Raw genomic sequence first — 18,296 nt, forward strand, 5'->3', positions numbered from 1 at the left:
CGCAGAAATCCAGCCGCAGCCAGCTTCGGTGTGGACAGGCAAGTTCCGCGCCGACAGCATCGCCGCAAGCCCGACAGTCACCACTCACGGGAAACGACACATGACGCGCGATACCTCGACCGCGGCCACCACCCCTTCGCCCAGCCGGTGGTTCCTCCGCCCCCATCCCGTGGACAGCGACGGCCCGCGGCTCTTCTGCTTTCCCTCCGCAGGCTTCGGCGCCAGCATGTACCAGGGCTGGATCCGCGCTGCGGGTGGGCGCCTCGACGTCTTTCCCGTGCAGACACCCGGTCGGGCGAACCGCCTTGCCGAGCCGCCGCTCGCCTCCATCCCCGCCCTTGCGGACCTGATCGTTCCCGAGATCGCCCCGCTGACCGACCGGCCCTACGCGCTTTTCGGTCACTCCATGGGCGCCGTACTGGCGACCTTCACCGCGCGGGCGATCACCGATGCGGGGCTGCCCGCACCGGCGCATCTTTTCCTCTCGGCGCGACAGCCACCCGACATCCCGTCGCCCGTCCCGCCGCTCGCGCATCTCGATGACGATGCTTTCGTGGACGAGATCAACAGCCGCTACGGCGGCATCCCCGAAGAGATCCTTCGCGAGCCGGACGTCATGGCCATGCTCCTGCCCGCACTGCGCGCCGACGTGCGGGCCCTCGAGGCCGTTGAGGGCCATGCGCGCCACGTCCTGCCCGCGCCGATTACCGCCTACGGCGGCGAAGAGGATGCACTCGTTCCCCGCCCGCTGCTGGCGGAATGGGAGGGTTGGACCGACGATCCCTTCCGCCTGCGGATGTTCCCCGGCGGGCATTTCTACCTCAACGAGGCACGGCTGGACCTGCTGGACGACATCGCGGCGACGCTTGCTGTCAGCGAAACCCGCCACGACGCCGCACGACACGGCTGACCCGGGGCCTCAGCCTTCCGCAAAGCGCGCCTTCAGCCATTCGAAAACCTTTCGCGTCTCGCTTCCCGCGCGTCCCGGCACCTGCCCAAGAACGTAGGCGAGATCGCTGTCGCGCTGATCGGGCATGGCCTCGACCAAGGCGCCGCTTTCGATGCGTTCGTCGATCAGCCCGTGCCAGCCCAGCGCCAGGCCAAGACCGGCCTCGGCGCTGCGGATCACGTGATCGTAGCTCGTGAAGCTCAACCGCTCGGCCCCTTCGGGTGTCACGCCCTGCGCCCTCAGCCAGCTGTCCCAGGTCATCCACGGCGCCGCCCCGACCGTGGCCAGTTCGATCAGCGTATGTCCGGGCACATCGGCGGGTCGTCCAAGCCCCGGATGCGCGGCGAGATATCCCGGACTGGCGACGATGCTCACCCGCTCCCGGAAAAGCGGCACCTGGTTTGGCGTGGCGCGGTCATGCGCCGCCATCCGGATGTAGAGATCCACATCGGGCGCATTGCGCGGGTCCGGCAGTTGCATCGTCATCAGCGAAATGCCCATCTGCGGAAAGGCCTCGCAGAGCGAGGAGAAAATGGGCAGCATCCGGAAGCTGGCAAAGGCCAGGTCGCAGAGGATCACGACTCCGCGTCGCGTCGGGACATCGCGGAAGCGGCCAAAGGCCTGCGCCGCCTCGGAAAGCGGACCGCTGAGCGCAGCATGCAGCGCATGACCATCCGGCGTCAGGCTGATCCCGCGCCGCCCCCGCTCCAGCAGTGGCCGCCCGAGGCTCTCCTCGAGGAAGCGCATCCGCTGGCTCATCCGCGGCTGCGAGAGACCGGCCTCAGAGGCGGCAGAGGATAGCTGCCCGTGGCGCACGACCATGAGGAAAAGCCAGAGGTCTGCGCTGAAACGGCCGAAGCTGGCATTTGAATTTTCAATGTCAGCCATAACCGTTTTACCCTGTTATCTCACGCTGTTTTGCATAATGTCCGCATCCAGACGCAAAGCAACCCAATAGCACGCAACCGAAACGGAGACGAGCCCGGCATGGCGAAGCGCCCAAATATCCTGATCTTCATGGTCGACCAGCTGAACGGCACGCTTTTCCCCGACGGTCCCGCCGACTTCCTGCACGTGCCGAACCTGCGCGCGCTGGCGGAACGCTCCACCCGCTTCCGCAACGGCTACACCGCCTCGCCGCTCTGCGCGCCGGGCCGCGCAAGCTTCATGTCGGGTGAGCTGCCCTCCGTCACCGGCGTCTACGACAACGCGGCCGAATTCCCCTCGGCCATCCCGACCTACGCGCACCACCTCCGCCGGGCGGGCTATCACACCTGCCTGTCGGGCAAGATGCACTTCGTCGGCCCCGACCAGCTGCACGGCTTCGAGGAACGCCTGACCACCGACGTCTATCCGCCGGACTTCGGCTGGACGCCCGACTACCGCAAGCCGGGCGAGCGCATCGACTGGTGGTATCACAACATGGGTTCGGTCACCGGTTCGGGCGTGGCCGAGATTTCCAACCAGATGGAATACGACGACGAGGTCGCCTATCACGCGACCCGCAAGGTCTATGACCTCGGGCGGCGCCTCGACGGCCGGCCCTGGTGCCTCACGGTCAGCTTCACCCACCCGCACGACCCCTATGTGGCACGCCGCAAGTACTGGGATCTCTACGAGGACTGCGACCGCCTCATGCCCGAGGTCGGTGATCTGGGCTACGAGAACCAGGACCCGCATTCCAAACGTATCTTTGACGCCAACAACTGGCGCGAGTTCGACATCACCGAGGAAGACATCCGCCGGTCACGCCGGGCCTACTTCGCCAACATTTCCTACATCGACGACAAGATCGGCGAGGTCATGGAGGCGCTGCGCGGCACCCGGCAGGAGGAAGAGACCATCATCCTCTTCGTCTCGGACCACGGCGACATGCTGGGCGAGCGGGGCCTCTGGTTCAAGATGAGCTTCTACGAGGGCTCGGCCCGCGTGCCCTTCATGATCTCGGCCCCTCAGATGGAGCCGGGGCTGGTGGAAACGCCGGTGAGCAACATCGACGTCTGCCCGACGCTCTGCGATCTGGCCGGGGTCAGCATGGAGGAGGTCATGCCCTGGACCGAGGGCCAAAGCCTTGTCCCGCTGGGCCAGGGCGGCACGCGCGAAACCGCAGTTTCCATGGAATACGCGGCCGAGGCCTCCTACGCGCCGCTGGTGGCACTTCGGCAGGACAAGTGGAAATACACGCGCTGCCCGCTCGACCCCGAGCAGCTCTTCGACCTCGAGGCCGATCCGCACGAACTGACCAACCTCGCCGACGACCCGGCCCACGCCAACACGCTGGCGCATTTCCGCGAGATGGCCGACAAGCGCTGGGACCTCTCGGCCTACGACGCCGACGTCCGCAAGAGCCAGGCCCGGCGCTGGGTGGTCTACGAGGCGCTGCGCAACGGCAAGTACTACCCTTGGGACCACCAGCCGCTTCAGAAGGCGTCGGAACGCTACATGCGCAACCACATGGACCTGAACGTGCTCGAGGAAAACCAGCGCTATCCGCGCGGGGAATAACGGAAAAAGGGGACATTCCGCGTGGCGTGGCGGACATAGTTGTCCGGCATTCTACGGGCACTGATGACAAGGACCGCGACTTCGGCAAATGAAGAGCTGCCGCCAAAGACCCGAAAAGGTGACAGACCATGCATGACCGAATCCTGGTGCCCATCAAGCCCAAGCATGCCAAGCATTCGACCGAACTGATGCAGAAGGCCGTCTCGATGGCCCGCGGGGAGGAAGCCGAAATCATCGCCGTGACCATCGTCCCGGAGATCGAAGCGAACCTCCGCGTGCGTCCCGACGACCACAAGCCCGAGCTGGATGCCTTCGTGGCCCTCCAGGACACCTCGGGCGTCAAGGTCCGCACGATGATCCGCACGGGTGCGCCGCACCGGGCGATCACCAGCACCGCGAAGGAGTTCGGCTGCGATCTCATCGTGCTGAACTCGAGCAACCCGCGGATCGCCGACTACCTGATGGGGTCGACCGCATCCTACGTGGTGACCCACGCACTCTGCGACGTGTTCGTCGTACGCCAACAAGGCAGCTGAGACTGCCGCACGCCGGCTCCGGCCGGCCCTACTGGCCCGCGCGGCCACAAACCGCGCGGGTCTCGTTCGTTCAAGACCGGGGACAGGAGAGAAAAGGATGGAAGCTGATTTCGTGATCGTCGGGGCCGGCAGCGCGGGCTGCGCCATGGCCTACCGCCTGTCCGAAGCGGGCGCCTCCGTTCTCGTGATCGAGCACGGCGGCACCGACGTCGGGCCCTTCATCCAGATGCCCGCCGCGCTCAGCTACCCCATGAGCATGTCGCGCTACGACTGGGGCTATACCTCCGAACCCGAGCCGGGCCTCGGCGGACGCCGCCTCGCCACCCCGCGCGGCAAGGTCATCGGCGGATCGTCCTCGATCAACGGCATGGTCTATGTGCGCGGCCACGCCCGCGATTTCGACCACTGGGCCGACCAGGGCGCGCAGGGTTGGGGCTTTGCCGACGTCCTCCCCTACTTCAAGCGGATGGAGAACTGGCACGACGGCGGCCATGGCGGCGACCCGTCATGGCGCGGCACGGACGGCCCGCTGCACGTCACACGCGGCCCCCGCCGCAACCCGCTGTTCCACGCCTTCGTCGAGGCCGGCAAGCAGGCCGGCTACCCCGTCACCGACGACTACAACGGCTACCAGCAGGAAGGCTTCGGCCCGATGGAGCAGACGGTCTGGAAGGGCCGTCGCTGGTCCGCGGCCCATGCCTACCTGCGCCCTGCCCTCAAGCGCGAGAACTGCGATCTCGTGCGAGGGCTCGCCCGTAAGGTGGTGATCGAGGACGGCCGCGCCACTGGTGTCGAGATCGAGCGCGGCGGCAAGGTCGACGTGCTCCGCGCCCGGCGCGAGGTGATCCTTGCCGCAAGCTCTATCAACTCGCCCAAGCTGCTGATGCTTTCCGGGATCGGCCCGGCGAAACACCTGGCCGAGCACGGCATCGACGTGGTCGCCGACCGCCCCGGCGTCGGCCAGAACCTGCAGGACCACCTTGAGGTCTATTTCCAGATGGCCGCCAGCCAGCCGATCACGCTTTTCAAGTACTGGAACCTCTGGGGCAAGGCGCTGATCGGGGCGCAGTGGCTCTTTACCAAGACCGGGCTCGGCGCCTCGAACAACTTCGAAAGCGCCGCCTTCATCCGGTCGCGCGCCGGTGTCGAATACCCCGACATCCAGTACCACTTCATGCCCATCGCCGTACGCTACGACGGCAAGGCCGCCTCCGAAGGTCACGGCTTTCAGGCCCACACCGGTCCGATGCGCGCACAGTCCCGTGGCGAGGTCACGCTGAAAAGCGCCGACGCGAAGGAGGCGCCGCGCATCTTCTTCAACTACATGTCCGAAGAACAGGACTGGGTGGATTTCCGCGCCTGTCTGCGGCTCACGCGCGAGATCTTCCAGCAGGAGGCCTTCAAGCCCTACGTGAAGCGCGAGATACTCCCTGGCGCCGACAAGGTCAGCGACGCCGACCTTGATGCCTTCGTGCGCGAGCATGCCGAAAGCGCCTACCACCCGTGTGGCACCGCGCGGATGGGGGCGGCGGACGATCCGCGATCGGTTGTCGACCCCGAATGCCGCGTGATCGGCGTCGACGGGCTGCGGCTTGCCGACAGCTCGATCTTCCCGCGCATCACCAACGGCAACCTCAACGGCCCGTCGATCATGGCGGGCGAAAAGGCCGCGGACCACATCCTGGGCCGCGATCCACTGCCGAAGGCAAACGAGCAGGCCTGGATTCACCCCGAGTGGGAAACGTCACAGCGCTGAGCCTTAAGGCCCGCTCAAAAACCGCCCAGCCGGGCCGCGCGGCGCAGGCAATCGTCGCGCGCGCCTTTCCTCAGCGCCGTGCCGCGCATAGCCTTCCGGCCGGAGGAACCGGCCATGAGACACCTGCGCACCACCATCGGCGGCGAACGCTTCACTTTCGATAGCCTGAATCAGGTCATGGCCTGCGCGACGCCGCTGCGCTCGGGCGACCAGCTTGCCGGGATCGCCGCCGAAAGCGCAGCCCAGCGCGTCGCCGCGCAGGCGGTGCTGGCCGACCTGCCGCTGACGCATTTCCTGACCGAGGCGCTGGTCCCCTACGAGTCGGACGAGGTCACGCGCCTCATCCTCGACAGCCACGACACCGCCGCCTTTGCCCCCGTCCAGCACATGACGACCGGCCAGTTCCGCGACTGGCTCCTCTCCGAAGAGGCCACGACCGAGGTGCTCGCGGCGCTCGCGCCCGGGCTCACGCCCGAAATGGTCGCCGCGACCTCCAAGCTTATGCGCAACCGCGATCTGATTGCCGTGGCGCGCAAGATCCGCGTGACCACGGCCTTTCGCAACACCCAAGGTCTGCCGGGCCGGATCGGATCGCGCCTGCAGCCGAACCACCCTTCGGACGACATGCAGGGCATCGCGGCCAGTATCGTCGACGGCCTGATGTACGGCGTGGGCGACGCGGTGATCGGCATCAACCCGGCCACCGACAGCATCCCCAACGCCATCGCGCTGATGGAGATGCTGGACGAGATCCGCCTGAGTTACGACATGCCGGTGCAGTCCTGCATCCTCACCCATGTCACCAACGCGATCGAGATCATGGACCGCGGCGCGCCGGTGGACCTCGTCTTCCAGTCGATCGCGGGCACGCAGGCCGCGAATACCGGCTTCGGCGTCGACCTCGCCGTCCTCGACGAGGCGCACGAGGCCGCCCGTGCGCTGGACCGCGGCACGGTGGGCGACAACGTCATGTATTTCGAGACGGGACAGGGCGCGGCACTCTCTGCCGATGCCCACCACGGCGTGGACCAGCAGACGCTCGAGGTGCGCGCCTACGCCGTCGCCCGCCGATATCGGCCGCTTCTGGTGAACACGGTCGTGGGCTTCATCGGGCCGGAGTACCTCTATGACGGCAAGCAGATCATCCGCGCGGGGCTCGAGGATCATTTCTGCGGCAAGATGCTCGGCCTGCCGATGGGCGTGGACGTCTGCTATACCAACCACGCCGAGGCCGACCAGGACGACATGGACGTGCTGATGACCCTGCTGGCCGACGCGGGCGCGACCTTCCTGATCGCGGTGCCCGGCGCCGACGACATCATGCTGAATTACCAGAGCCTCGCCTACCATGACATCGCCTACCTGCGCGAAAGCTTCGGCCTGCGCGCCGCGCCCGAGTTCGAGGCGTGGCTGGAGGGTATCGGGCTGATCGACGGCGGACGTCTGGTCGAGGGCAACGCTCCGCCCAAAGCCCTCGCGAAAATGACCGGAGACGCTGCATGAGCGCGCCGGTGGATGATCCCTGGGCGCGGCTGAGGTCGCGGACCTCGGCACGGATCGGGCTTGGCCGAAGCGGCGCGGGGCTCCCCGTGCGTGCCAACCTCGAATTCCAGTTTGCCCATGCCCGGGCGCGCGACGCCGTGCACCGTGCGGTAGATTTCGAAGCGCTGGCCAAGGATCTCGTCCCCATGGAAACCCTCACGGTCGACAGCGCCGCCCCTGACCGCGCCACCTACCTGCGCCGTCCCGACCTAGGGCGGCAGCTTGCCGAAAGCTCCGAAGCCACCCTCGCGACCGCCCTGCCCTGCGACGTGCTCTTCGTTGTGGCCGACGGCCTCTCGGCAGACGCGGTGCAGGCCCACGCGGCGCCTGTGGTTCGCGCCACCCTGCCCCTGCTCGACGGGCTGGCCCTGGGCCCCGTCGTTCTGGCCCGGCAGGCGCGCGTGGCCTTCGGCGACGTGATCGGCCACCGACTTGCCGCGAAACTGGTCGTGCTGCTGGTGGGCGAACGTCCCGGCCTGACGGTCACGGATTCGCTCGGCGCCTACATCACCCACGCCCCGGAACCCGGCCGCCGCGACAGCGAACGCAACTGCATCTCCAATATCCATCCCGGCGGCGGCCAGAGCTATGAGGCCGCGGCGCGCAAGATCGCTTGGCTTGGGCGGCAGGGTTTGGAGCGGGGCGTCACGGGGATCGCGCTGAAGGACGACCTTCCGGCAACGCAGACGCTGCCGGAGTAAATTTTCTTTTTCCGGCCATAGCTTCCCAAGCCCTGAAAAAAGACCCTTCTCTCAAAACCGGAACCGGCGGCATTTTCTCCGGTCATTCAGGCCGAACCGGAAGCCAGCCAGACACCAAATCGCCCCGCCGCATTTTGAGAGTCAAAGACCTGTGTACCGGCCCCATTATCGGGCCCGATACAGGTCAGTCGAGGCCCTGACTAGCGGGCCTTTTGAAGTTCGACAACAACGGGGTTGGGAATCAGATCCATCATCGCACCGGTCCCGGCATCCACACCCGCGCCGATGATGCCCCCGACAAGGACATTGCCCGCCAGCGCCATACCGCCCGCGTCACCGGCCTTGTGGGTCACATGAACCTGCGCCGGGATATAGCCATCCTTGCTGAGAACCACGTCGAACTCGGACTTGCGAGGCACCTTGAAAGAACACGGCGTCGCCTCGCAGGTCATGCCGTCTGTCAGTTGTGCCTTCGCGCCGACAGAATTGGTCAGCTGCGCCTTCGCGCCGACAGGATCGGTTTCGACAACGAGGACATCCTTCGTGCCGCGTGTCACTGTCGCGCATCCGGATACCATGGAGGTCACCACGACCAAACACAGAAGAAATCGCAATTCGCGTACTCCACCATCAACAGGAGCCAAGAGATAACGAAATCCTTTGCAGGTTATTTATTCCAAAGCCACGCAATTCATATTCGCAGATCAATTGGATAGAGCTTTCGTGACAAAAGGGAAACAGCCCCCCCAAAAAAAGAAGAGGTCTTCGAGGGGCACATAAAATAAAGCTGACCGGCTCCCCTATCCTTCGGTCATGAACCGCCGCATCATCTGCGTTTCCTGACCGCGCATGAGCGCCCAGGCGGTTTCCATATGCGCCTTCATGATCGCACGGGCCGCCCCGCCGTCGCCCTCGCGCAGGGCCATGACCAGCCGGTGCTGGTAGTCGCGTCCGCGCTGCCAGAGCTCATGGTTCGGCGGCGCGTAAAGCTCGCGGTAGACCGTCACGTCGGTCAGCAGCGTCACCATGAAGTCGATCACGAAACCCAGCAACGGGTTTTCCGCCTGTTCGGCCAGGATCGCGTGAAAGCGCAGCGAGGCCACGTGCTGTTCGCGCTCTTCCTCGAGGGTTTCGGAGGGGCGCTCATAGCTCAGGATGTTCGCCTCGAGCTGGGCCAGAACCTCTTCCGAAAGACGCCCCGCAAGATCCGCGGCCAGCTCGGGCTCCAGCGCGAGACGCAGCTTGTAGATGTCGCCGATGGTGAGGTTCTTGAAGTAGAAGTAGTTGCCCAGCAGCGCCTTGGCGCGCGCGCGACTGACCTCGTGCACGAAGCTGCCGCCGCCCGGCCCGGTGCGTGTCTTGATGAGTCCCTGCGCCTCGAGGATGCGCATCGCCTCGCGGATGGTGCCCTTGGCCATGCCGAAACGCCGGATCAGCTCGGTCTCCCCCGGCAGCCGGTCGCCCGCGCGCAACCCCTCCTCGACCACCCATGTCTTGATCGCCTCGGCCACCTGCGCAGGGCGGCTGAGGCGCGGTTCACGCTTCGATGGGGTGGTGGCAGGCGGCAAACTGATCCTCTCCCATCCGGCGCAGCGCGGGATCTTCCCGGCGGCAGATGTCGGTGGCCTTGGGGCACCGCCCGGCAAAGGCGCAGCCCGGCGGCGGGTTGAGCGGGTCGGGCAGTTCCGTCCCCTTCTGCTCAGGCGCGGTCAGGGGCCGGCCGACGACCGGCGCGCTTTCCGCCAGAAGGCGTGTATAGGGGTGGCGCGGGGAATTGAAGATGGTCTTCGCGTTGCCCACCTCGACCACCGACCCGAAGTAGAGCACCACCACCCGGTCGCTCACAGCCTCGACCACGGCAAGGTCGTGGCTGATGAACAGGTAGGTCAGGTCGAACTCCTCGCGCAGACGCCCCAGCAGGTTCAGCACCTGCGCCTGCACCGACACGTCGAGCGCCGACACCGGCTCGTCCAGCACGATGATCTCGGGCGCCGCGGCCAGCGCCCGGGCGATGCCGATCCGCTGCGCCTGCCCGCCCGAGAATTCGTGCGGGTAGCGGTGGAGAAACTCGTGCCGCAGGTTCACGCTGTCAAAGATCTCGGCAATGCGCTTGTCCCGTGCCTCGCGGTTCATCCCGTAGAGCAACCGCAGCGGAGCCTCCATGATCTGTCGGATCGTCTTGCGCGGGTTGAGGCTGCTGATCGGGTCCTGGAACACGTACTGGATCAGCCGCCCGAACGCCGCCGGATCCGCGTTGTCGAGCGCCTTGCCCGCGATCTCGATACGGCCCGTGGAGGGCTCCAGCAGCCCCACGAGCATCCGCGCCAGCGTGGACTTTCCGCAGCCGCTTTCACCGACGATACCCAGCGTCTCGCCCCGCTGAACCTCGACCGACATGGGACGCACAGCGCGCACGCCCGGCGGTGCCGCTCCGAACAGCGGTTTCTTGAGCGCGAAGGTCTTGGAAAGATCTTCCACCTTTAGGGCTACGGTCATCAGACGGCCTCCTCGGGGTAAAGGCAGCGCACGGCGCGCGGCGGTGTGCCGTCGAGCGGGATCTCACCCTGGGCGCAGGCGTCGCGCGCCTTGTGGCAGCGTGGCGCAAAGGCACAGCCCGGCGGCAGGTCGTCGACCGAGGGCGGCAGGCCCGGAATGGCCGCAAGCTCGCGCTGACCGCCGCCCAGTTCCGGCACGCAGGCAATGAGCCGCTTCGTGTAGGGATGCGCGGGCGCGTCGAGCACCGCCTTGGTCGGCCCCTCCTCGACGATCCGCCCGGCGTACATGACCGCCACCCGGTCACAGAGCTGCGCCACCACGCCGAAGTCATGGGTGATGAAGACGATGGCGAGGCCCCGCTCGCGCCGCAGGTCGTCGAGCAGCGCGAGGATCTGCGCCTGCACCGTCACGTCCAGCGCGGTCGTCGGTTCGTCCGCGATGATGACGTCGGGATCGTTCGCCAGCGCCATCGCGATACCCACCCGCTGGCGCATCCCGCCCGACATCTCGTGCGGATAGTTCTTGAGGCGGCTCTCCGGATTCGGGATACGCACCGCCCGCAACAGCTCCAGCGACCGCTCGCGCGCCTCGCCGTCGCTCACCCTGTGATGTGACTGGATCGCCTCGGCTAGCTGGTCCTCCACCTTGTAAAGCGGGTGCAGCGTCGCCAGCGGATCCTGGAAGATATAGGCGACATTCTCGCCGCGTCGCTGCCGCATCTCGCGATAGCCTGAGGACAGCAGGTCATGGCCGTCGTAGCGCACCGCGCCCGCGGTGATCACCCCCGGGGGCGAGGCCACCAGCCCCATGACCGATAGCGCCGTGACCGACTTGCCCGACCCGCTCTCGCCGATGATGCCAAGGCATTCGCCCTTCTTCACATGCAGGTCCACGCCGCCAACGGCACGGTAGACGCGCGCGCCCACGTGGAACTGGGTCTCCAGCGCCTGCAGGTCCAGCAGCCCCTTCTGCGCCGCCTCCCGCACCGGCCCCTTGCGGTCCACGCGGGTCATCGACCGCGGCCGGCTCAGCGCGCCGGACTTTAGCCGCGGGTCGAGCGCATCGCGCACCCCGTCGCCCAGCAAGTTGATGGACATCACGATCAGGAAGATCATCAGCCCCGGCACGACCGAGGTATGCGGTGCCGTGATGAGCGCCGCCCGCGCCTCGCCCAGCATCGAGCCCAGGTCCGCCACCGGCGGTTGCGAGCCGAGCCCGAGGAACGACAGCCCTGCCGTCTCGAGGATCATCCACCCCACGGTGGTCGACATGGCGATGACAATCACCGGCAGCACGTTGGGCAGCACCTCGGTCAGGATGATGCGCAGATGCCCCTTGCCCGACAGCTTCGCCGCATCCACGAACTCGCGCGCCGCCAGCCCGACGGTGATGCCACGGATGTTGCGCGCGAAGAAGGGGATGTTCACGGCCGCCACAGCGATCAGCGCGTTCAGCAGACCGGGGCCAAGTGCGGCCACGATGGCCAGCGCCAGCAGGATGTAGGGAAAGGCCATCAGCATGTCGACGCCGCGCATGATGATGTTGTCGGTGCGCCTGCCGAAATACCCCGCCACGATCCCGATGGCCGACCCGAAGAAGGCGGCGATGACCGCGGCCGCAAAGCCCACCGCAAGGCTCAGACGTGTGCCGTACAACAGCCGCGCCAGCAGGTCTCGCCCAAGGTGGTCGGTCCCCAGAAGGTGCCCCGCCGCCTCGAAGGGCCGCAGGAAGCGCTGACTCGTATCGGTCACGTTGGGATCGGGCAGCGGCAGCAGCGGCGTGACCAGCACCAGCAGCAGGATCGCGCCCAGCACCACGGCCCCCATGGCCGCAAGCCGGTTGCGGAACAGCAGCTTCAGGAAGGCGCTCATGTCTTGATCCTCGGGTCGAGCAGGCTCTGCGCCACGTCCACCGCGATGTTGAACAGCACGTAGCAGGCCGCGACGAAGACCACGCCCCCCTGCACCAGCAAGATGTCCCGCGTCAGGATCGCATCCACCAGCATCCGGCCCACGCCCGGCCACTGAAAGACGATCTCGATATAGACCGCGCCCGACAGCACGAACCCCGCCTGGATGCCCAGAACCGGGATGATCGACACCATGGCCACCCGCAGCGCATGCCCCATGATCACCCGCCGCTCGGGCACGCCCTTGGCCCGCGCCGTGCGGATATAGTCCTGCCGCAGCACCTCGAGCATGGCCGAGCGTGACAACCGCGCCACCACGCCCGTGGCCACCGCTGCCAGCGCCAGCGCCGGCATGACGAGGTGCCGTAGCAGGTCGGCCAGGTCCCCCCCGCCGTAGATCGCATACATCCCCGAGACCGGCAGCCAGCGCAGGTTCACTGCGAAGAGCAGGATCATCATCATTCCGAGGAAGAAGGCCGGCACGGAAATTCCGATCAGCACCACGAAGGTGATCAGCTTGTCGGCCAGCCCGTATTGCCGCGCGGCCGAAACCACGCCGGCGAGCACGCCCAGCACCGCGCAAAGCACGAAACTCGTGCCCGCCAGGATCAGCGTCGCGTTGAACCGCTCCAGCACCTCGTCCAGCACCGGACGGTTGAGGCTGAAGGACCTCCCGAAATCCCCGGTCAGCATGTTGCCGAGCCAGATGAAATACCGCTGCACCAAAGGCTTGTCCAAACCGAGGTCGCGGTTGATCTTCTCCACGTTCTCCGGCGTCGCATAGCTGCCCAGGATCGCGGTTGCCGGATCGCCCGGGATCATCGCCATGATCAGGAAGACGATCACCGTGATGCCCAGCAGCACCGGGATCGCCGAGACCAGTCGTTTCAGGATGTAAGAGCCCATGCGCCGCCCTCCGCTCGAGGATCAAGTCATCCCGGGTGGGGCGGCGGAACCGCGCCTGCCCCTTCTTCTTGGCAGAAATACTCCCGGGGGGTCCGGGGGGCAGCGCCCCCCGGCGGATCGGCCCGGCGCAGCCGGGCCGACACCCTCAGTTCTTGGTCACGTCACCCAGCATCAGCAGGAAGGACGGCTCGAGCGAGAAACCCTCGACCCGGTCGCTGGTCACGGCGTTCTGCTTCCAGTTCGCCACGAAGAGCCAGGGCGCGTCCTCCTGCACGATCTCCTGCATCTCCTTGTAAAGCCGCGCGCGTTCCTCCTGGTCGGTGGCGACCCGCGCCTCCTCCAGCAGCTGGTCGACCTCCTCGTTGGAGTAGTAGCCCGAGTTGAAACCGCCCTCCGACGGGAAGGCATCGGTGCGCAGCGCGAGGTAGGGCAGCGTGTCGGGGTCGTTGGTCATCCAGGCCATCTCGGCCATGTCCGCCTTGCCCTCGAGCCCCGGGTTCACCTCGCCCAAGAAGGTGTTCCACTCGTAGGTCTCGATGCTCACGTCGAGCCCGACCTCGGCCAGGTCCGCCTGGATCGCCGTGCCCATGGAGATCGGGTCAAGCATGCCCGAGCCACCCTCGGTCACGTAGAAGGTCAGCGACGCGCCCTCGGCGCCCGCCTCGGCCAGCAGTTCGCGCGCCTTCTCGGGATCGTGCGGATAGGGGTCCAGCTCCTCGTTATAGGCCCAGGCAAAAGCCGGTGGCGTGGGGCCGGCGGCGACCTCGGCGGTGCCTTCCAGCACGTCGTTCACGATGGCTTCCTTGTCGACGGCGTAGTTCACCGCCTGCCGCACGCGCTTGTCGGCGAAGGGGCCCTCCTTGGCGTTGAGGATCAGGAACCAGACGTGGGGGCCCGACTGCTCGTAGACCTGGTAGGCGTCGGTGTCGGTGAACTGGCCCAGCGATGTCGGCGGCACCTCGACCATGAGGTCGATGCCCCCTGCCAGCATTTCGGCCACGCGGGTGTTGGCGTCGGTGATCGGGCGGAAGACCACCGCCTCGGTGCCCGCTTCCTCGCCCCAGTAGTCGGCGTTCTTCTCCAGCACCACGGCCTCGTTGCTGCGCCATTCGCCAAAGGTGAAGGGCCCGGTCCCGGCCGGGTTGCGGCCGTAGTCGGCGCCGTACTGTTCCACGGCCGCGGGCGAGACCATCAGCCCCGTGGGATAGGCGAGGTTCGACAGGAAGGGCGCGTAGGGCGCGTTCAGGTGGAACTTCACCGTGTATTCGTCGACGACCTCCGTCTCCTCGACCGAGGAGAAGAAGAAGGCCAGCGGGAAAGGCCCGGTGTCGTGGTAGGGGTGCTCCTCGTCCAGCATCCGGTCGAAGTTGAACTTCACCGCCTCGGCGTTGAAGGGCGTGCCGTCGTGGAAGGTCACGTCTTCGCGCAGGGTGAAGGTGTACTCCGTCCCCTCCTCGTTGATCTCCCAGTCGGTGGCGAGCGCGGGCGCCACTTCCAGCGTCCCCGGCTCGTAGGCCACGAGCCCCTCGTAGAGGTTCACGAGGATGCGGAAGTCGTTCACCGCGGTCACCGCGGCGGGGTCGAGCGACTTCGGCTCGGCAATCTGCCCGACGATCAGGACGCCGGGAGGGGTCTGCGCCGCGGCCGGCGCCGTCAGCGCCCCCAGCGCCAGCGTGGAGGTTGCCGCGGCCAGCAGCACCCTGCGCGTCATGGTGAGGAATGTCATTCTGCGATCTCCCTGTTGACCGGCTCTTGGTTTAACTGAAATTAATCATGATAATTTGTGCGGGTCAATTTTTCATGATAGATCCGCAATCCCAAGGAAGACGAACCGCCATGACCTTCTCGATTCTTGCGCAAGATTCAGGCACCGGCGCCATCGGCGGCGCGGCCGCCACCGGCTCACTCTGTGTCGGGGGATGGGTCCTGCGCGGCCGTCTCGGCGCCGGCATGTCGGCCAGCCAGGGCGCGGCGCCCTCGACCTTCTGGGGCGAGGACGTGCTCGATGCCATGCGGGTCGGGTTCGACGCGGCGCAAGCGGTGGCTCGGGTAACAGGTGCCGACGGCGGCAGCGCCTGGCGCCAGCTTTCGGCGCTCGGCACGGACGGTCAGGGTGCGGCCTTCACCGGCACCAGCAACACGCCGCAGATGGGTAGCCGGGTCTTCCCCGGGGGCGTGGCGGCGGGCAACATGCTCGACAACCTGGGCGTGGTGGATGCACTGGCCGAGACCATGATGGCCGCCACGGGCAGTTTCGCAACCCGCCTGCTCGCCAGCCTCCGCGCCGCCGAGGCCGCGGGCAGCGACAGTCGGGGGCTGCTCTCGGCCGCGTTGCTGATCCTTCACCCGGATTTCCCGCCCCTGACCCTGAGGATCGACCACCACCCGGACGACCCCATCGGCGCGCTTGAGGCGCTGCATGAACGGGCCACCACGGGAGACTACGGCGACTGGACGCGGCAGGTGCCCGTGGCGAGCGATCCGACCCGGATCCTGGACCGCTAGATCGGTCAGAAAAGGGGTGTCCCGGGCCGGGACACTTTTCTGTATTATAGAAATCAATGAGTTAAAGACACGGGTTCATTTTCTGTTAGGGTTCGGCCCTGTATTCGCTGGGGGCCGCGCGGACGTCCCTGCCCTCCGAACGGCACCACTCGCCGACCAGGCCCGGAAACGGCTGAAGGGCTGAACAGCGGGCCAGCCGCTGCCGGCCTGATGGCTTCGATTCACGACGTCCCTCCGGGGGTATATGCAGATAGAGCGGAAGGCGGACGTTCGCCGCGGCGACGATCCGATCGCCCGCAAAAGGTGGAAGCCGACATTCCGAGCGGACCGAGATCGGTCCTTGTTCGACAGCGCCGCGAGGCCCCCTACGAACCCATTCCGTTGAAAAACTGGCCTCGGTGATCGCGTTGACCCAGGATTGGCGGCACCCGTGCCTATCCTTCCTCAACAGGAGACCTGTGGCATCGGAAGGAACTTTGCGCGCTTCCGGAGGTTCTTTGCGGTAGCTGCGAGGTGGAATTCATCTCGTGCGCCGCTCGTGCCTCGCAATCGGAGACGGTTGAGGCCCAGAATGCGCTTCAAATGCGCGAAGAGCATCTTCACCTTTTTCCGGGCTTGCAGGAGATCGCGTCGTAGAGCGTCTGAGCAATCGCGCAGCGCGCTTTCACCTCGCAGGCATCGCAATCGGCGATGGTTGCCCGATAGCGAAGCATGCCATGCTCATCCGGCGGCTTCTCCCGAGGTTTCGTGAAGGTCCGACGGCTTTGCTGCAATTCCTTGCCGCCCGGGCAGGTGTAGACATCGTTCTCGACATCATAGTTGAAGTCGGCGCGCTCGAATGTCCCATCCCTACCAACTGACTTGTCGAACACCGGGATACGGGGTGCGATGCGGCGCTGCTGATCCAGCCAGTTCAGCATAACGCCGGTACCCTCGGGCGGTATCTGCGATCAGCCGTTCCGGCGCGATACCGAAGGTATCGTTCACCCGGTCGATCACGGTCCGCACCGATCCAACCTCGGCCTGGCGGATCGACCGGGTGGCCTCCACATCGAGTATCGCGCCGTTGTCGGTGCCCATGTCGCGTTAGGGAGAAATGCCACCCTGAGCCTTGCAAAGCGTCACGATCAACTGCGTCCTTCTATTTTTTTATTTAGTAAATTTATCTTGACAGAATTGCCGTCACTTCCCACGCTGCAACAGGACTTGGGAGGAGAACCAATGACCAGACTCAGCCTCAACCGGCGTCGCTTTCTCGCGACGTCCGCAGCTGCCGGCACCGCCTGCCTCGGCGCACCGCTCTACGCGCAAACCCGCGAACTTGTGATCATTTCAAACCGTGGCAACCCCGACCAGCGCGCGGCGCTTGAGGCCCTTGCCAAGGGGTTCGGCACCTCGGCAGGCGTCAAGGTGTCGGTCAACAACATGGACCACGAGGCGCACAAAACCGCGATCCGCAACTACCTCGTTGCCAGCCCGCCCGACATCAACTTCTGGTTCTCTGGCGAGCGGATGCAGGGCTTCGTCCAGCGCGGACTCTTTTCCGACATTACCGATCTGGTGGAGCAGAACGGCTGGGCCGACGTTGTCCCCGCAATGGGCGCGACAAGCGTCGACGGTCGGATCTACGGCCTGCCGACCGCCGGCCTACTCTGGGGGCTTTGGTACCGGCAGGACGTCTTCGACGAGAATGGCTGGACGCCGCCTGCGACCGCCGAGGATTTCTTCACCTTTGGCGAGACCGCCAAGGCAGCGGGAATGACACCCTTCTCCATCGGCACAAAGAACATGTGGCCCGCCGCGGGCTGGTTCGACCACATGAACCTGCGGATCAACGGGCTCGAGCACCACAAAGATCTCATGGCCGGGCGCATCGCCTATACCGACGCCAGCCTGATGAAGGTCATGAAGCCCTGGGCCGAGCAGGTGAACGCGGGCCTCTTCCTCGAGAACGCGACGTCGTATGCCTGGGAACAGGCTGCTGCGACGCTGGCGCAGAAAAAAGCGGCGATGATGGATCTGGCCGGCTTCATCAGCTACGGCTTCCCTGAAGCGGATCGCGGGCAGCTGCGCTTTGCGCCCTTCCCGACCTACGATGCCGGCATGGGCCGCTACGAGGATTTCTCGGTCGACTCGATCCACATCCCGTCGGGCGCAAAGAACCCCGAGGTGGCGCGCGAGTTCCTGACCTATTTCTACCAGCCCGACACGCTCTGGAGCTATCTCGAGCCCGACGGGAACCTCCCCGCCCGCACCGACATCGACGTGTCGGGCAGTCACATCATGTCCGAGTCGAAGAAGGGCCTCATCGGCGTCGACGGCACTTCGCAGTACTATGACCGCGACACCAATCCAGACGTGGCGCAGGCCGGGCTCAAGGGCTTCCAAGAGTTCATGGCGCGGCCCGACAGGGCCGAGCGCATCCTGGCCGAGATCGAGCGGGCCCGCGCGCGCGTCTACGGCGCGCTCTGACTGCCGCCCTCCCGCGCGG

Annotated in this window: 17 protein-coding genes and 1 pseudogene; 8 read left to right on the forward strand and 10 right to left on the reverse strand. The window is 66.2% G+C overall.

Going from position 1 to position 18,296, the window contains the following annotated elements:
- Window positions 1–100: 100 nt before the first annotated feature.
- Window positions 101–910, forward strand: a complete 810-nt coding sequence (locus C8N44_RS01795; RefSeq protein WP_107974458.1) for a thioesterase II family protein — start codon at window positions 101–103, stop codon at window positions 908–910.
- Between the two features lie 9 nt (window positions 911–919).
- On the opposite strand, the gene C8N44_RS01800 is transcribed toward C8N44_RS01795, so the two are convergent.
- Window positions 920–1,837: a LysR family transcriptional regulator gene (locus C8N44_RS01800; protein WP_107974459.1), complete on the reverse strand. Its 918-nt coding sequence runs from the start codon at window positions 1,835–1,837 to the stop codon at window positions 920–922.
- A 99-nt stretch (window positions 1,838–1,936) separates the two neighbouring features.
- Here C8N44_RS01800 and betC point away from each other — a divergent pair, with 99 nt between their 5' ends.
- The 5 genes from betC to eutC all read left to right on the forward strand — a co-directional run bounded on the left by betC (window position 1,937) and on the right by eutC (window position 7,989).
- Window positions 1,937–3,454, forward strand: coding sequence for a choline-sulfatase (gene betC, locus C8N44_RS01805; RefSeq protein ID WP_107974460.1), 1,518 nt, complete (start codon window positions 1,937–1,939; stop codon window positions 3,452–3,454).
- A gap of 128 nt (window positions 3,455–3,582) precedes the next feature.
- Window positions 3,583–3,990, forward strand: coding sequence for a universal stress protein (locus C8N44_RS01810; RefSeq protein ID WP_107974461.1), 408 nt, complete (start codon window positions 3,583–3,585; stop codon window positions 3,988–3,990).
- A 97-nt stretch (window positions 3,991–4,087) separates the two neighbouring features.
- Window positions 4,088–5,746: a choline dehydrogenase gene (gene betA / locus C8N44_RS01815; RefSeq protein WP_107974462.1), complete on the forward strand. Its 1,659-nt coding sequence runs from the start codon at window positions 4,088–4,090 to the stop codon at window positions 5,744–5,746.
- A gap of 114 nt (window positions 5,747–5,860) precedes the next feature.
- Complete coding sequence (locus C8N44_RS01820) at window positions 5,861–7,249, forward strand: ethanolamine ammonia-lyase subunit EutB (protein WP_107974463.1); 1,389 nt, start codon at window positions 5,861–5,863, stop codon at window positions 7,247–7,249.
- Complete coding sequence (gene eutC / locus C8N44_RS01825) at window positions 7,246–7,989, forward strand: ethanolamine ammonia-lyase subunit EutC (protein WP_107974464.1); 744 nt, start codon at window positions 7,246–7,248, stop codon at window positions 7,987–7,989. The genes C8N44_RS01820 and eutC overlap by 4 nt, the downstream gene beginning before the upstream one ends.
- A gap of 200 nt (window positions 7,990–8,189) precedes the next feature.
- Here eutC and C8N44_RS01830 read toward each other — a convergent pair whose 3' ends face one another.
- The 6 genes from C8N44_RS01830 to C8N44_RS01855 form a co-directional block, all read right to left on the reverse strand.
- Window positions 8,190–8,546, reverse strand: coding sequence for a translation initiation factor 2 (locus C8N44_RS01830; protein WP_244640953.1), 357 nt, complete (start codon window positions 8,544–8,546; stop codon window positions 8,190–8,192).
- A 243-nt stretch (window positions 8,547–8,789) separates the two neighbouring features.
- The gene (locus tag C8N44_RS01835) at window positions 8,790–9,557 is read right to left on the reverse strand and encodes a FadR/GntR family transcriptional regulator (RefSeq protein ID WP_107974465.1); all 768 of its coding nucleotides are present in this window, start codon (window positions 9,555–9,557) and stop codon (window positions 8,790–8,792) included.
- Entirely contained in the window at window positions 9,526–10,485 is a 960-nt protein-coding gene (locus C8N44_RS01840; protein WP_107974466.1) for an ABC transporter ATP-binding protein, read from the reverse strand. The genes C8N44_RS01835 and C8N44_RS01840 overlap by 32 nt, the downstream gene beginning before the upstream one ends.
- Window positions 10,485–12,356: a dipeptide/oligopeptide/nickel ABC transporter permease/ATP-binding protein gene (locus tag C8N44_RS01845; protein WP_107974467.1), complete on the reverse strand. Its 1,872-nt coding sequence runs from the start codon at window positions 12,354–12,356 to the stop codon at window positions 10,485–10,487. The genes C8N44_RS01840 and C8N44_RS01845 overlap by 1 nt, the downstream gene beginning before the upstream one ends.
- Complete coding sequence (locus C8N44_RS01850) at window positions 12,353–13,300, reverse strand: ABC transporter permease (protein ID WP_107974468.1); 948 nt, start codon at window positions 13,298–13,300, stop codon at window positions 12,353–12,355. Before C8N44_RS01850 ends, C8N44_RS01845 begins: the two co-directional genes overlap by 4 nt.
- A 145-nt stretch (window positions 13,301–13,445) precedes the next feature.
- Window positions 13,446–15,026, reverse strand: coding sequence for an ABC transporter substrate-binding protein (locus tag C8N44_RS01855; RefSeq protein WP_107974469.1), 1,581 nt, complete (start codon window positions 15,024–15,026; stop codon window positions 13,446–13,448).
- Window positions 15,027–15,136: 110 nt separating this feature from the next.
- Here C8N44_RS01855 and C8N44_RS01860 point away from each other — a divergent pair, with 110 nt between their 5' ends.
- Window positions 15,137–15,805, forward strand: a complete 669-nt coding sequence (locus tag C8N44_RS01860) for a DUF1028 domain-containing protein (RefSeq protein WP_107974470.1) — start codon at window positions 15,137–15,139, stop codon at window positions 15,803–15,805.
- Window positions 15,806–16,249: 444 nt separating this feature from the next.
- On the opposite strand, the pseudogene C8N44_RS24145 reads toward C8N44_RS01860, so the two are convergent.
- From C8N44_RS24145 to C8N44_RS24155, 3 genes and pseudogenes are all read right to left on the reverse strand, one after another.
- A pseudogene (locus C8N44_RS24145) lies at window positions 16,250–16,417 on the reverse strand (transposase); the annotation flags it as partial.
- On the reverse strand, window positions 16,405–16,725 hold the full coding sequence (locus C8N44_RS24150) for a hypothetical protein (RefSeq protein WP_107974471.1): 321 nt from the start codon (window positions 16,723–16,725) through the stop codon (window positions 16,405–16,407). The pseudogene C8N44_RS24145 and the gene C8N44_RS24150, both read right to left, overlap by 13 nt.
- The gene (locus C8N44_RS24155) at window positions 16,655–16,885 is read right to left on the reverse strand and encodes a hypothetical protein (RefSeq protein ID WP_425352929.1); all 231 of its coding nucleotides are present in this window, start codon (window positions 16,883–16,885) and stop codon (window positions 16,655–16,657) included. The genes C8N44_RS24150 and C8N44_RS24155 overlap by 71 nt, the downstream gene beginning before the upstream one ends.
- 141 nt (window positions 16,886–17,026) lie before the next feature.
- Here C8N44_RS24155 and C8N44_RS01870 point away from each other — a divergent pair, with 141 nt between their 5' ends.
- Window positions 17,027–18,277 carry an ABC transporter substrate-binding protein gene (locus tag C8N44_RS01870; RefSeq protein ID WP_107974472.1) on the forward strand — a complete coding sequence of 417 codons (1,251 nt, stop codon included), beginning with the start codon at window positions 17,027–17,029 and terminating at the stop codon, window positions 18,275–18,277.
- Window positions 18,278–18,296 lie beyond the last annotated feature (19 nt).

The sequence above is a fragment of the Allosediminivita pacifica genome (assembly GCF_003054175.1).
Lineage (GTDB): Bacteria > Pseudomonadota > Alphaproteobacteria > Rhodobacterales > Rhodobacteraceae > Allosediminivita > Allosediminivita pacifica.